The following is a 12,726-nucleotide window of genomic DNA, read 5'->3' on the forward strand; positions in this document are numbered from 1 at the left end:
CGCCGGTGACGCGCCCACTTGTTCAGTACCCGGAGACCGCCGCTTCGCTCTCGCCTTCGATGGCTGCCGCGGTGCCGGACGATGGCGCTTCAGGGCGAGCTGCTGGCCACCTCCTTTGCGAAGCGAGAGGTCAGCGCGGCGAGGTGGTTCGGGGCGAAGTCGACCACGTCCGGGCCTACCGTTCGATCCACACGGCCTCGATGACGTCGTCAGCGCTGAGCTCGTGCACGGTGGCCTGCCAGTAGTGCGTCCGCGGATAGTTGGCAGGGTCGAAGATAGTCTCCCACGAGTCCATGACCTCGGACCGGAGCGCGTCGGGCCAGTCCCAGACGAGCCGGTTCGCGGCGCCTGCCGCCTCCGCACGCCCGTACAGGTCGTCGAGGATGCGGTCACGCCGGTCGCCGTAGTCGTCGTCGCTCTCACCGGCCAGCGGAAGGACATTGGGGAAGCCGTCGAGCACCTGATGCCAGTCGTCGAACTGCGACACGAGGACACGTTCGCGGGGGATCCGGCACGTCAGGAGCACTTCGCCGCACGAGTCGCGCACGTTCTGGATGAGATCGTCCCGACGGATCTTCGCCCAGAGCCAGAGCGCTCCCTGGCCCCTGGTCGGGAGGCGACGGTTCATCTGCTCGTACATCCAGGCATACGGCTCGGCGTAGTGCGCTCGGGATGGGTCGGCCGTGAGGTGGCCGGTGGATTCGAGTTCGCGGAACGCCTCACCGGACTGCATGGTGTGCAGCAGCATCACGGGCGCGTTCAGATCATAGGGAATGCGGCCGGGCGGGACAGCTGCCGCAGGGCGGGCGCGGGAGACAGGAATCGACACCTTCGTAGTGTGCGGGGACGGGGTGACATTTCTCGCCGGAGAGCGGACGACGGCCGGTGCACAGTCCATGGTTCCGCGGCCTCTCCGCTGGTGTCGTAGACGCGCCTATTCTGGGATTGCCGGCATCGATCAGGAGATCACAATGGCATCCACCCCGCCTTCGCCTCGGACCGTGCGCGCCGCGTACTGGCAGCTCTCATGATCCTCGAGGCCGCCAGCCTGGCGGTACAGATCGCCACCGGCTTCATCGTCGGGCTGACGTTCACCCTCCTCGGGGGCGAACCGGGCGACGTCGCCTACCACCTCATCGCGCTTCCCGTGCTCGTCGCCACCTTCGTTCTGCTGTCGATCGGAACCAGGCCCTTGGCCGGTCGGTAGGGCGCTGCGCAGCGCGGTTCCGGGGATCGTGTGGCGTGTCCAGCTTCTTGGCGCGGGGGCTATCGACCCGGTGATGGGGCGCGTACGGTCGGACGCATGGCGACCTACACCTTCGATGTCTTCAGCTCACTCGACGGGTTCGGCTCCGCGACGGACGAGTGGACGGGGTACTGGGGCAAGCAGGGCCCCGAACTCCTCGAGCACCGTGCCGACCTCTTCGGCGAGGAACAGCTCATGGTGTTCGGCCCGGACACGTACCGCATGTTCTCCGGCTTCTTCCTCTCAGGTGAGGAATTCGGCGACGTCTGGACCACGCGGATGAGCGCCATGCGCAAGGTCGTCGTCTCGCGGTCGATGACCCCGGACGAGCCTCTTCCCTGGCCGAACACCACGCTCATGCGCGGTGACGCTGTCGACGTCGTCGCACGGCTCAAGGAGGAATCCGACATCCCGCTCCGATCCCACGGCAGCCTGAGGATGAACCATGCGCTCATGGCCGCCGGTCTCGTGGACCGCCTTCAGGTGACCATCTTCCCCGTCATCACGGGGATCACCGGCCGGGCGCCCGTCTTCGGCGGTGCCTCCGACTTCGACCTCGACCTGCTGGAAACGCGGACCCTCGATGGGCGCACCGAGCAGCTGATCTATACCCCGCAGTTGCACTCCCCGCGGCCGCGGTAGGGGCGGTACAGGCGTCCGACCATACCTGTCGGGCCTGATGGGCGACGGCGGGAGGCCCTGCAGATCCACGGCCCTCTGCGGACGACGGCGGGTGCGCACCCGCCGTCGTCCCCCTACCAGGGGTGGGGAGTCAGTGGCTGGCGACGACGGCCTCGAGCTCGCCGTCTGTGGTTTGGGTGCGGGCTGCCTTGACAAGCAGCGTTGCCGCGGCGGCCACGACGAGCGGGACCGCGAGGGCGGCGAAGTAGCCTGACGGGCCGAGCCCCGTGAGCAACACGCCGCCGAGGGCGGAGCCGACGATCGACCCTAGCCGGCCGACGCCGATGCCCCAGCCGGTCGCCGTCGCGCGCAGCTGGGTGGGGTAGGCGTTGGCGATGAGGTAGTTCAGGGCGAGCTGCTGGCCGCCGATGCCGAATCCGGCGACCCCGATGAGCGTGAACACGAGGCCGAAGTTCGTCCCGGACGCGCCGAGTCCGAGGGCGACGAGGATGCCAGCGCCGAACATGCCGAGCAGGAGGGTGCGCGCGTTGACGCGTGGGAGGACGGCAGAGAGTGGGATCGCGAACAGGATGAAGGCGCCGTTGACCGTGACAGTGCCGAGTGCCGCGGTGCTGGCGTCGAGGCCGAGGCTCTTGAGTGCAGTCGGCATCCAGAGGAGCAGCAGGTACCAGGCGATCCAGTTGAACAGGTAGGTGGCCCAGACCGCTACGGTCACGGTGCGGTAGGCGGGGGAGAAGAGCGCCGCGACGGAGCCGCGCTTCTCGCCGGAGTTCTCGACCGTGAGCGCGGTGCCGTCCGGCACGGTCTGCCCGGTGGCGCGGGCGATGAGCGCGCGGGCGCGCCGGTCGGCCTCGGGCGTTCCTCTGGCGACGAGGAAGGCGGGCGACTCGGGCAGGAGCGCGACTGCAGCGGCCAGGAGCACCACGGGGAGTGCTCCGCCGATGAGGAAGATGCCGCGCCAGCCGACGCTCGGCAACCAGGCCGCGGCGACGAGGCCGCCGATCATCGCCCCTCCGGGGAGGCCGAGGAGCACAAGCGTCATGAGGAAGCCGCGGCGCCTGCGGGGGCTGAACTCGGCCGTGAGGGCGAGCAGCGCCGGAGTGGCGCCGCCCATGCCAAGGCCGATGAGGAAGCGCAGCGCTACCACCTGCCACGCGCTGCTGGCGAATGCCCCTGCGAGCGAGAACGCGCCGAAGAGGGCGAGGGCCACGAGGATCGTGCGCTTGCGGCCTATCCGGTCCCCGAAGGTGCCGAGCGTCATGGCACCCACGGCCATGCCGACGGTGCTTGCGGTGATGACCCACGTCATGTCCGTGGCGCTGAGCTTGAACTCCCCGGCGATGGCGGTGCCGATGAATGCGATCGACTGCGTGTCGAACCCGTCGAGCAGCGCAACCACGAAGCACAGGGCTACGGCGGCCCATCGCCACGGCCCCATGCGCGAATGGTCCATAGCGTCCTGGACGCTCAAGGTCTGTTTTGTCATCGTTGACTCCTCACAGCGGGGGGCGCGGAGGACGACGCCGTCCCCCGGGTTTGGCCTGCTGTGCGAGGCTATGCGGGGGCCGGGGGCGCGGGGAAATATCTGTTTTCGGCGGATTGATACGTGCGAAGAATGGATCTGCGGCCCGCTGCAGTCGGGCTCCTTGCCCTTGCTGCCGACGGTTTCGATGCCTAGTCACTGGTGGAGCCGAGTGAGCGGACGACGGCGGGTGGGCGCCCGCCGTCGTCCGCTCGCGTTCAGAATGTGTTCATACCGCGTAGATGGTGTTCTCGGTCTTCCACCGCGTAATAGGAAGAACCACTTGATCCAGGGGGCGAAAGGCCAATTGCTGCTATTGAAGGGCATCGGCTCCGCCACGGTGATTTTGCAAGTTCAAAGGGATCTTCTTTGCAAAGACGCATCCGCGCGTGTCCAGGACACCGTTTGACCGTGGTGCGCGAAGCCTTTTAATTGGGGGATCAGAATGAAGAAGATGTTGGTTGCGGTGGCGCTGAGCGCCATCGCCTTGGCGGGATGCTCGGCGAGTCCCACGGCTCAGGTCGGGAACGCGACATCCGCGACGTCGAGCGCGACTGCGACGCCCGCATGTCCATCTCCGGCGCCGACCACGACGGTGACGGTCAAGGCCTCGCCGGCTCCGACCGGCTCAAGTTCTGCGCCGTCTCCTTCGCCTTCGGCTTCGGCGACGCTTTCGGCTTCGGGCTCTGCTTCGGCGACGATTACGATAGGCTGCCCGACTCCTACCGTCACCGTCCTGGCAGCGCTCTATGTCGATGGAGATGCGTGTGTGAACGAAGGGGAGCGCTACACCTTGGCCGGGCCGGATCTGTCGTGCACGAAGAACCGCGCCGGGGTCGCGGTCTGGATGACCAAGGCAGAGACCGACAAGCTCGCCTCCGATCTTGCCGCAGAGAAGGTTGCTGCCGACGCGAGAGCCGCGGCCGATGCAAAGGCCGCGGCTGATGCGGAAGCGGCACAGCAGCAGGCTGCACAACAGGCGCAGCAGCAAGCGGCCCAACAAGCGCAGGAACAGGCTGCACAACAGGTGCAGCAGCAATCTCAACAGCAGAGTTTGGCTGGCTCCGTGACTGCCGGTGCGTTCTGCAGGTCGTCCGAGGCGGGAGCCGTTGGGCACACGTCAACCGGATTGACAGTGTTCTGCACCAAGGACGCTGGAGGCACTCGGTACCGCTGGCGACAGTAGACCCAACCGCCCCCAACAGCGACAGCGCGACACCGGTGACCCGCCCCACGTGGGCGAGTCACCGGCGTCGTGCGTCAAGCTGCAAATCTACGCCGCGGTCGACGCCCCGAGCAGTCCCGAGAGCGCAGCCGCGGAGGCCTTCAGGTCGGTGATGTCTCGGCCGTCCGGCGCTATGTCGAGGACTCCCACCGGGGCAACGAGGGCGAACGTCGCGATGATGCTCCCGCCGGCGTCGAAGACCGGCGCGGCGACCGCCGCAACGCCGTCGATCACCGCCTCGCTCACCGTGAACCCCGAGGCAAGCGCCTCGCCGAGCTTCCGCTCGACTTCGCCGCGCGTAGCGCCCAGCCTCGCGAGGGTCCGCTCGCGCACGGCCGCCGAGCCCCACGCCAGGAACGCGAGCCCCTGCGCGGACTGCGGGCCGAGCGGGGCCCCGATCCGCACCGTCATGTTAACGGACTTCCCGGCCGGCTCCTTGGACGCGACCGCCACAGCGCTGGATCCGGTCCACAGCCCGAGGACCGCGGTCTGGCCGGTGTGCTCGGCGAGCGTCGCGAGGAGCGGCTCGGCGACGTCGACGATCTTGGGCCCGGTGAGCATAGACGCGGCGATGCCCATGATGAGCGGCCCGGGCCGGTAGTCGTTGTCATTGACCCGCTGCAGGAACCCCTCGGAGGCGAGGGACTGGAGGTAGCGGTGGGCGGAGGTCCGCCCGATCCGCAGCTCCTCGGCGACGTCGTTGATGCGCACCTCGGTGCGGTCCGAGCTGAACATCCGCAGGATCTGAGCGCTGCGGCTCACCACCTGCAGGCCGCCGGACGGCGCGGCGTCGTCCCTCTCCGTTGGCATAGCCCACACTCTAGCCGTTGCGCCGCCCCTCACGGCCGCGGCGGTCGCGGCTGCTGCTCGACGGCGAGCGTGTGCTCGGCGAGGTTCCTCTCCTTGGTCTCGGGGCCCCACAGAGCTCCGGCGATGAGGCAGATTCCGCCGACGGCGAGCAGCACCACCGGGGTGAGCTTGAGCGGCATAATCCCGGCGAGCGCTGCCATGTAGAACGCGTAGAACGAGGGGATGATGAGCGCCAGGGAGTAGCCGACGCCGTAGCCGGTTGCCCGGATCTCCACGGGGAACCGCTCGGAAATGTACGCCCCGATGGCCCCGAAGGCAGGGATGCCGAGGAGCGCGATCGCCGTGACCGCAACGGTGGCGGCCCAGAAGCCCTTGACCGCGCCGGAGGCGAAGAGAACGAACAGCGGGATCGCCAGCAGGGAGCCCACGCCGCACAGGACGAAGAACGCCCGGCGGCCGATCCGCTGCGAGAGCATCCCGAACAGCGGGTACGCCACGGAGACCACCGCGAACGCGACGATCATCAGCGTCGAGGTCTGCACCGCGCTGAGCCCGGTGGTGGACGCGATGGTAGGCGGCAGGATGACAATCGAGGCGTTCGAGGAGAACCAGACGCCGGTCATGAGCAGGAACGCCTGGGCGAGCGGCTTGCGGTTGGAGCCGGCGAGGAGCTCCTTGAACGGGTTGACCCGCTTGGCCGAGGTGTTCTCCCAGGCCGGGCTCTCCTCGACGCCGCGGGCGTAGGCGATCGCGAAGCCGATGGAGATGACTGCGCCGACGATGAACGCGATCCGCCAGCCCCACTGCGAGTAGGCCGACGCCGGGCTGCCGGCCGGCGCGAACGTGAGGACCAGCAGGGTCAGGGCCGAGATGGCCACGTAGGAGGACGGGAAGCCAAGCGCGATGAGTCCGGCGTTGCGGCCGCGGTTGCGCTTGGCCGAGTGCTCCATCGCGAGCGGGACCGCGCCAGTGTACTCGCCGCCGAGGAAGACCCCGCCAATGAACCGCAGCACGATCAGTGCGACGACGCCGCCGATTCCGACCGTCTGGTATCCGGGCAGCGCGGCGATGAGCCCGGTCGCCACGCCGGCCCCGGCGACGGCGACAACGGTCGCCTTCTTGCGCCCCACCTTGTCCCCGAGCCAGCCGAAGATCACCGATCCGAGCGGGCGGGCCACGAGGGTGGAGGCGAAGACGAGGCCGCCGAGGATCGCGGTCGTGGCCGCATCGATCGAGCCAGGGGTGAAGAAGGCCATGGCGGGGGCGAGCGCGATCACGGGCAGGTAGATGTCGAACATGTCGATGAAGAAGCCGGCGCTCGCGCCGACCACTGCGCGGCGCTCGTGGCCGCTCGCCGTCGTGCCCACAGCCCCAGTGTGGCTGTTCAGGGCAGGCGCGGTCATGCCCGCCCGCCCAGGGTGAGGGGTTCCTTGGCGGCCAGGTTGGCCACCCACGCGGTGAGGTGGGCGTAGTCGGCGCGCGGCGGGACGAAGATGTCCAGGTTCACGCACGGGCCGGAGGTCACGTCGATGTAGTGCTCCTTGCCGCGCTCCACGAGCATGAGGTCGCGCGGGCCCATGTGGTGGGCCACGCCGTCGACGTAGTAGTCGGCCTCGCCCTCGAGGATGAATACGAGCTGGTCGAAGTCCTCGTGCGAGTGGGGACGGAGCTCGAGGCCCTTCTCCACCTTGTTCCACACGATCATGACCTCGTCTGTGGCATAGGCCTTGCGGGTGATGCCCGGCCGGGCGACTTCGAGCGGGACGTCGTCGAAGCTGACGACCTCCGAGTAGAGCGATTCGTTGAGGGACACCGCGATCTCCTTTGACCTCGTGTTCCGAAATTCGGAACGGCTTGTGCGCAATGTGGAACGAGCGTAGCATCGTGACCACGGTCACTGTCAATGCCCCTTGAGGGCGCGGAATCCACGGAAAGGACAGCAACGATGCTGAAGCCCGAAGGCCATGAGCCCGTCACCCTCGAGGACCCGGAGGTTGCCGCCATCCTGGACGGCGCAGTCGACCTCCACGTCCACCCGAGCCCCTCGCCGTTCCCGCGCCGGCTGTCCATCGCGGAGGCCGCGTGGCAGGCGCACGAGGCCGGGTTCCGGGCCATCCTGGTCAAGAGCCACCACCACTCGATGGTCACGGACATCCGCGCTGCGTCCGAGGCACTCGGCGGCCTGCCGATCCCGGTGGTCTCCGGCGTGGCCCTCAACAACTACGTGGGCGGGCTCAACCCGTACGCCGCCGAGCTGGCCCTCGCCCAGGGCGGCCGGATGGTCTGGTTCCCGACCATCTCCTCGCACGCCCACATCTGCGTGCACGAGGCCGAGGGCCAGAACATGCGCTTCCCCACCAACAACCTGGGCCTCCGCCACACCACGGAGATCGGCATCCTCGACGCCGAGGGCGCGATCAAGCCCGAGGCCCTCGACATCCTCGAGGTCATCAAGGCCCACGACGCGATCATGTCCTGCGGCCACCTCGACGCGGACCAGACGGAGCGGCTCATCGAGCAGGCCTCGTCGATGGGGATCAAGCGCATCCTCGTGAACCACCCGAACTTCGTCATCGGCGCCGAGCCGGAGCGCGTGCGCCGCTGGGTCGCACTCGGGGCGCGGATCGAGCACTCGGTCTGCCAGTACGATGACCGCACCTCGTTCTACCAGTGGGGCCTCGACACCCTGCTCGGCTTCGTCAGGGCCGCCGGCGTGGAGAACACGCTGCTGGGCTCGGACCTGGGGCAGGCGAACAACCCGCTGCCGGTGGACGCCTACGCGCGCATGGTCCGCGGTCTGCTGGACGCTGGCGTGTCCAAGGAGGACGTCCGCCGGCTCATCGCCGACAACCCCGCCGAGCTGCTGGGGATCTGATGTCCCTGCCTACGTCCCTGCGCGAGCTTATGGCCGAGCGCCCCGTCCTCGGCACCTTCCTGAAGATCCCGCGGTTCGAGATCGTGGACATCCTGGCCCTCTCCGGCTTCGACTTTGTGGTCTGCGACTACGAGCACTCGCAGATGTCGGTGGGGGAGGCGTGCGACGTCGTGCGGGCCGGCCGGGCGCGCGGGCTGCCGGTCCTAGTGCGGGTCCCATCCTTGGACCGGGGCGACATTAACCGCCTTCTCGAGGCCGGGGCGGCGGGGATCCAGCTCGCGCGCGGCTCGGGGGCCGAGGCGGGCTCCCTGCGGAAGCTGGTCTCGTACCCGCCGCTCGGGACCCGGTCCGTCTCGCTCGCGCAGCCGGCGGCGGACTACGGGATGGGCGTCTCCCTGGCAGAGCACTTCGAGCGGTCCAACTCGACCGTGCTCGCGGTGGGGCAGTTCGAGACCGCCGACTACGCCGACGGGATCGACGCCGCGATGGCAGCCCTGGACGTGGCGTTCATCGGGCCCGTGGACCTCTCGGTGGATCTGGGCACGCCGGGGGAGCAGGACTCGGAGCCCATGCGGGCCGCCGTTGCCGCCATCGAGGCGGCCGCTGCCGCGCGCAGGGTGCCGATGGGCATCTTCGCAGGCTCGGCGGAGGCCGCGGCCGACGCCGTGGCGCGCGGCTACCGCTACATCGTCGCCGGCTCGGACCTGACGATGCTCGCGGGCGGGGCGAGGCAGTTCAGCGGGTTGCTGCAGACGGTTGGTGGCTGAGCGGAGTCACTCCGGTGGTTGAGCGAAGCGAAGCGGAGTCGAAACCTCCGGCGACGGCGGGTGCCCGGCTCTTGGGGGGGCCGGGCTCGGCAGTCACATGGCGCGAGGGATGAACCGACTCAGATAGGTGCGAAGGGCGGGATCGCAGACGTAGACGTAGGTGCCCCGCATTCCACGGGTCAGCAGAACGCCGTAGATGTTGACGATGTACTCCAGCAGTTGCTGGTCTGAATACACGATACCGAGACGAGGGTTGTTCTCTTTGCCCTTCTTATCGTGATAGTTGCTGCGGTCGACGACGATGCGCTGCAGTGACCGGTTGTACTTGAGTTCTGGTCCGATGATCACGCCGGCGTAGTTGAGGTCATACCCCTGTACGGTGTGAATTGAGCCGACTTCATTGACCGACTTCGGGGAGTTGATCCAGTCGCGGTCCGTGGAGTTCCAGCGGAGGCGGCAGTCATCGATCTCAATGTCGTAGGCCTTCGGGTGCTTCTTGCTCACCCACGGCCAGGCATAGCCAGCTACGAGTCTCGCCAGCTTTGACTCCTGTTCCTTCTCGCGAATCTTCGCGAGCATTTCCTTCAAATCGTCGTATAACGCGAACTCGTACTCGCCGAACCGCTGAGGCTGAGGCGCGGATTCAGTGAGCATCGACCTGACGTAGGTTACGTAGTCCTCACCAGCCTGAAGGCGCATCTGGGTCAGCAGCGGGTACAGGCGGTGGTCGTCCTTCGCCTCTGAGAGCAGAGATTTCAAGCGCTCTCTGGGCAGATCAGCGGGACGAACACTTTGGGCGGCGTCGACCAGGAAGATCTGGTGGGTGCTCTGCTTCTTGATCCAATCGAGCTGGGTCAGGGCGTTGTCGTCCGACCCGAATAGACGCTCGTTGATTCTCTGGAAATCCCTGTTCCGCACACCTGAGGACTGGTTCGCGCGTTGCGAGAGCCTGTGAGCCTCGTCGACGATCAGCAGATCGTATGGTGTTTCGCTGAAGCCGACGTCGAACTGCGAGATGACCATTCCCTTTCCCAGCCCGGGAGTCTTTGCGAAGACGTTCTGAATTGACTGGCGCAGGGACTGCTGAGGTACCACGAGTGCCACGCGGAAGTCGCGGAGCAGCTCGGGGTACCCCTCCAGAAAGTACTCGGCGAAGATCGAGTCACTCTCGACGAGGTCTTCGTTGTGGTGCGATCGGATGTCGCTGAGCAGCTTCATGAGGTAGATCGCAACGATGGTCTTGCCCGTGCCGGGGTCGCCTTGGATGACGATAGTGCTCGGCCGACCATTCTCGAGGTCCTCGAAGAGGCCCTCCAAGATGTCGTTGACTGCGCCTGCCTGGTCTTGCGTCAGCGCCTTGAATGGAGAGAGCTTGAAGAGGTCGCTGTTGACGATCTGAGGAATCGTTTGGCTGAACATGCCCTCCTTGCGGAGGGTCTCGAAGACTTGGTCGAACGTTTGCTGGTAATGGCCCCGGTCGTAGTAGGCGGCATCGGTGACGCCCTCGTTGCGGTTCTCCACAGTGAATCTGCCGTCGCCTGCGAAGAACCGGATGAGGTAGGACTCGAGATCGAGACATGCCGACTTGTTGAAGCGGTCATCCACGACGACGCGAACGGCGTTGAGGCTGCCACGACCGTTGGCGATGTGCTGGTTCATCCGGGTTGCTGCGTTCAGCGACTCGCCGATGTAGATGCTGCTCTCGTTGTTCAGCGTGTAGACCACCGGCCAGTTGCGGTGGCGCGCGTCCCCGGCTGCCCAGACCTTGACCGATTCGCTGTCGAGCGCGAGGCGCTCGATCCTAAGGCTGGTCATGCTTGGTACTCCGTCCCCGCGACAGCTCGACTGGGTACTTGGCTCGAGTGATCTCGAGCTTCTCGATCACAACTTCCAGTGGATCCATTCCCAGTCTGTCCGCGAGGAGCAAGCAATAAGTCAGCACGTCGGCCAGCTCGTGACGAACGCCTGAGACGTCTTTGGGCTGACCCCACTGGAAGCACTCGAGCAACTCACCGGCTTCGATCGAAACACTCTTCGCGAGATTCTCGGGTGAATGAAACTGCTCCCACTCTCGCTCACGGACAAACTCGCGGAGCTCCCCTAAAACGCGTTCGATGCCCTCTTGACTCACGGAGTCCACGCTATCAACGGCGTGCGACATTTCAGCCCAGCTCAAACGCGTCGGCTCCGACCTGGGTCAGGTGAACAACCCGCTGCCGGTGGACGCCTACGCGCGCATGGTCCGCGGCCTGCTGGACGCGGGCGTGGGCGACATCAACCGACTGCTCGAGGCCGGCGCCGCCGGGATCCAGCTCGCCCGCGGCTCGGGGGCCGCGGCGGAGGGACCTGCGGAAGCTGGTCTCGTACCCCCCCGCTGGACACCCGCTCGGTGTCGCTCGCGCAGCCCGGGGCCGACTACGGGATGCGCGTGACGCTGGCCGGGCACTTCGAGCGGTCCAACTCGACGGTGCTGGCGGTGGGGCAGTTCGAGACAGCCGACTACGCCGACGGGATCGACGCCGCGATGGCAGCCCTGGACGTGGCGTTCATCGGGCCCGTGGACCTGCGTGGACCTCGGGACGCCGGAGGAGCTGGACTCGGCGCCGATGCGGGCCGCCGCTGAGGCGATCGAGGCGGCCGCTGCTGCCCGCGGGGTGCCGATGGGGATCTTCGCCGGCTCGGCGGAGGCCGCGGCCGACGCCGTGGCGCGCGGCTACCGCTACATCGTCGCCGGCTCAGACCTGACCATGGTCGCGGGCGGGGCGCGGCAGTTCAGCTCGCTGCTGCAGCCCTCCGGGTGAGCGAAGTCGAGACCACGCACTTCTGCGGGTCCTGGCCCGGGCGGGTGCGCATCCGTCGTCGTCCCCACCCCCTTTGCGAAGCGAGGGGTGAGCGCGGCGAGGTAGTTCGGGGCGAAGTCGACCACGTCCGGGTCTACCGCTCGATCCACACAGCCTCGACGACGTCATCTGCCCTGAGCTCGTGGACGGTGGCCTGCCAGTAGTGCGTCCGCAGATAGTTGGAGTGCTCCAATATCGTCTCCCATGAGTCCATGACCTCGGTCCGCAGGGCGTCGGGCCAGTCCCAGACGAGCCGGTTTGCGGCGCCTGCCGCTTCCGCACGCCCGCACAGGTCGTCGAGGATGCGGTCACGCCGGTCGCCGTAGTCGTCGTCGCTCTCACTGGCCAGCGGAAGGACATTGGGGAAGCCGTCGAGCACCTGATGCCAGTCGTCGAACTGCGACACGAGGACACGTTCGCGGGGGATCCGGCACGTCAGGAGCACTTCTCCGCGCGAGTCGCGCACGTTCTGGATGAGATCGTCCCGACGGATCTTCGCCCAGAGCCAGAGCGCTCCCTGCCCACTGGTGGGGAGGCGACGATTCATCTGCTCATACATCCAGGAGTACGGCTCGTCGTAGTGAGCTCGGGATGGGTCGGCCGTGAGGTGGCCGGTGGATTCGAGCTCGCGGAACGCATCACCGGACTGCATGGTGTGCAGCAGCATCACGGGCGCGTTCAGATCATAGGGAATGCGGCCGGGCGGGACAGCGGCTGCAGGGCGGGCACGGGAGACGGGAATCGACACCTTCGTAGTGTGCGTGGACCGAGTGACATTTCTCGCCGAAGGGCAGTCGAC

17 protein-coding genes are annotated in these 12,726 nt (G+C 67.3%); 7 read left to right on the forward strand and 10 right to left on the reverse strand.

Features of this window, described 5'->3' with window-relative positions; translation table 11 throughout:
- Nucleotides 1-175 precede the first annotated feature (175 nt).
- Nucleotides 176-829 (reverse strand): DUF3841 domain-containing protein, encoded by a 654-nt coding sequence (locus AB5L97_RS05470; protein WP_369046773.1) that lies wholly within the window; start codon nt 827-829, stop codon nt 176-178.
- Nucleotides 830-1,027: 198 nt separating this feature from the next.
- Between AB5L97_RS05470 and AB5L97_RS05475 the strand changes: the two genes are divergently transcribed.
- Together AB5L97_RS05475 and AB5L97_RS05480 are read left to right on the forward strand one after the other, a co-directional pair.
- Nucleotides 1,028-1,207 (forward strand): hypothetical protein, encoded by a 180-nt coding sequence (locus AB5L97_RS05475; RefSeq protein WP_369046774.1) that lies wholly within the window; start codon nt 1,028-1,030, stop codon nt 1,205-1,207.
- Nucleotides 1,208-1,303: 96 nt separating this feature from the next.
- A complete protein-coding gene (locus tag AB5L97_RS05480; protein WP_369046775.1) occupies nt 1,304-1,888 on the forward strand; it encodes a dihydrofolate reductase family protein in 585 nt (194 codons plus the stop codon).
- Between the two features lie 130 nt (nt 1,889-2,018).
- On the opposite strand, the gene AB5L97_RS05485 is transcribed toward AB5L97_RS05480, so the two are convergent.
- From AB5L97_RS05485 to AB5L97_RS05495, 3 genes are all read right to left on the reverse strand, one after another.
- Nucleotides 2,019-3,374 (reverse strand): MFS transporter, encoded by a 1,356-nt coding sequence (locus tag AB5L97_RS05485; protein WP_369046776.1) that lies wholly within the window; start codon nt 3,372-3,374, stop codon nt 2,019-2,021.
- 390 nt (nt 3,375-3,764) lie between these two features.
- A complete protein-coding gene (locus AB5L97_RS05490; protein WP_369046777.1) occupies nt 3,765-3,923 on the reverse strand; it encodes a hypothetical protein in 159 nt (52 codons plus the stop codon).
- A gap of 3 nt (nt 3,924-3,926) precedes the next feature.
- On the reverse strand, nt 3,927-4,142 hold the full coding sequence (locus AB5L97_RS05495) for a hypothetical protein (protein WP_369046778.1): 216 nt from the start codon (nt 4,140-4,142) through the stop codon (nt 3,927-3,929).
- Nucleotides 4,143-4,179: 37 nt separating this feature from the next.
- Between AB5L97_RS05495 and AB5L97_RS05500 the strand changes: the two genes are divergently transcribed.
- Nucleotides 4,180-4,596 (forward strand): hypothetical protein, encoded by a 417-nt coding sequence (locus tag AB5L97_RS05500; protein ID WP_369046779.1) that lies wholly within the window; start codon nt 4,180-4,182, stop codon nt 4,594-4,596.
- Between the two features lie 87 nt (nt 4,597-4,683).
- Here the strand turns inward: AB5L97_RS05500 and AB5L97_RS05505 are convergent, their stop codons facing one another.
- From AB5L97_RS05505 to AB5L97_RS05515, 3 genes are read right to left on the reverse strand one after another with little or no spacing between them, the layout of a single operon-like run.
- Nucleotides 4,684-5,445, reverse strand: coding sequence for an IclR family transcriptional regulator (locus AB5L97_RS05505; protein WP_369046780.1), 762 nt, complete (start codon nt 5,443-5,445; stop codon nt 4,684-4,686).
- Between the two features lie 29 nt (nt 5,446-5,474).
- The gene (locus AB5L97_RS05510; RefSeq protein ID WP_369046781.1) at nt 5,475-6,848 is read right to left on the reverse strand and encodes an MFS transporter; all 1,374 of its coding nucleotides are present in this window, start codon (nt 6,846-6,848) and stop codon (nt 5,475-5,477) included.
- A complete protein-coding gene (locus tag AB5L97_RS05515) occupies nt 6,845-7,258 on the reverse strand; it encodes a cupin domain-containing protein (RefSeq protein WP_369046782.1) in 414 nt (137 codons plus the stop codon). Before AB5L97_RS05515 ends, AB5L97_RS05510 begins: the two co-directional genes overlap by 4 nt.
- A 132-nt stretch (nt 7,259-7,390) precedes the next feature.
- On the opposite strand from AB5L97_RS05515, the gene AB5L97_RS05520 reads away from it, so the two are divergent.
- Both AB5L97_RS05520 and AB5L97_RS05525 read left to right on the forward strand, forming a co-directional pair.
- A complete protein-coding gene (locus AB5L97_RS05520) occupies nt 7,391-8,320 on the forward strand; it encodes a DUF6282 family protein (protein ID WP_369046783.1) in 930 nt (309 codons plus the stop codon).
- The gene (locus AB5L97_RS05525) at nt 8,320-9,087 is read left to right on the forward strand and encodes an HpcH/HpaI aldolase family protein (RefSeq protein WP_369046784.1); all 768 of its coding nucleotides are present in this window, start codon (nt 8,320-8,322) and stop codon (nt 9,085-9,087) included. Before AB5L97_RS05520 ends, AB5L97_RS05525 begins: the two co-directional genes overlap by 1 nt.
- Nucleotides 9,088-9,180: 93 nt before the next feature.
- Here AB5L97_RS05525 and AB5L97_RS05530 read toward each other — a convergent pair whose 3' ends face one another.
- A complete protein-coding gene (locus AB5L97_RS05530; protein ID WP_369046785.1) occupies nt 9,181-10,902 on the reverse strand; it encodes a DNA/RNA helicase domain-containing protein in 1,722 nt (573 codons plus the stop codon).
- On the reverse strand, nt 10,889-11,218 hold the full coding sequence (locus AB5L97_RS05535) for a nucleotide pyrophosphohydrolase (protein WP_369046786.1): 330 nt from the start codon (nt 11,216-11,218) through the stop codon (nt 10,889-10,891). The genes AB5L97_RS05530 and AB5L97_RS05535 overlap by 14 nt, the downstream gene beginning before the upstream one ends.
- A gap of 258 nt (nt 11,219-11,476) precedes the next feature.
- Between AB5L97_RS05535 and AB5L97_RS05540 the strand changes: the two genes are divergently transcribed.
- The gene (locus AB5L97_RS05540; protein WP_369046787.1) at nt 11,477-11,710 is read left to right on the forward strand and encodes a hypothetical protein; all 234 of its coding nucleotides are present in this window, start codon (nt 11,477-11,479) and stop codon (nt 11,708-11,710) included.
- Nucleotides 11,694-11,888 carry a hypothetical protein gene (locus tag AB5L97_RS05545; RefSeq protein WP_369046788.1) on the forward strand — a complete coding sequence of 65 codons (195 nt, stop codon included), beginning with the start codon at nt 11,694-11,696 and terminating at the stop codon, nt 11,886-11,888. Before AB5L97_RS05540 ends, AB5L97_RS05545 begins: the two co-directional genes overlap by 17 nt.
- A 133-nt stretch (nt 11,889-12,021) precedes the next feature.
- On the opposite strand, the gene AB5L97_RS05550 is transcribed toward AB5L97_RS05545, so the two are convergent.
- Entirely contained in the window at nt 12,022-12,675 is a 654-nt protein-coding gene (locus tag AB5L97_RS05550) for a DUF3841 domain-containing protein (protein WP_369046789.1), read from the reverse strand.
- Nucleotides 12,676-12,726 lie beyond the last annotated feature (51 nt).

It is taken from the genome of Sinomonas sp. P10A9 (genome assembly GCF_041022165.1).
GTDB classification, from domain to species: Bacteria; Actinomycetota; Actinomycetes; order Actinomycetales; family Micrococcaceae; genus Sinomonas; species Sinomonas puerhi.

Bases quoted from the DNA above. Each gene is read 5' to 3' on its own strand.
- AB5L97_RS05525 (WP_369046784.1), top strand. From the start codon at position 8,320: ATGTCCCTGCCTACGTCCCTGCGCGAGCTTATGGCCGAGCGCCCCGTC.
- AB5L97_RS05475 (WP_369046774.1), top strand. From the start codon at position 1,028: ATGATCCTCGAGGCCGCCAGCCTGGCGGTACAGATCGCCACCGGCTTC.
- AB5L97_RS05545 (WP_369046788.1), top strand. From the start codon at position 11,694: ATGCGGGCCGCCGCTGAGGCGATCGAGGCGGCCGCTGCTGCCCGCGGG.
- AB5L97_RS05510 (WP_369046781.1), bottom strand. From the start codon at position 6,848: ATGACCGCGCCTGCCCTGAACAGCCACACTGGGGCTGTGGGCACGACG.
- AB5L97_RS05505 (WP_369046780.1), bottom strand. From the start codon at position 5,445: ATGCCAACGGAGAGGGACGACGCCGCGCCGTCCGGCGGCCTGCAGGTG.
- AB5L97_RS05520 (WP_369046783.1), top strand. From the start codon at position 7,391: ATGCTGAAGCCCGAAGGCCATGAGCCCGTCACCCTCGAGGACCCGGAG.
- AB5L97_RS05480 (WP_369046775.1), top strand. From the start codon at position 1,304: ATGGCGACCTACACCTTCGATGTCTTCAGCTCACTCGACGGGTTCGGC.
- AB5L97_RS05530 (WP_369046785.1), bottom strand. From the start codon at position 10,902: ATGACCAGCCTTAGGATCGAGCGCCTCGCGCTCGACAGCGAATCGGTC.
- AB5L97_RS05485 (WP_369046776.1), bottom strand. From the start codon at position 3,374: ATGACAAAACAGACCTTGAGCGTCCAGGACGCTATGGACCATTCGCGC.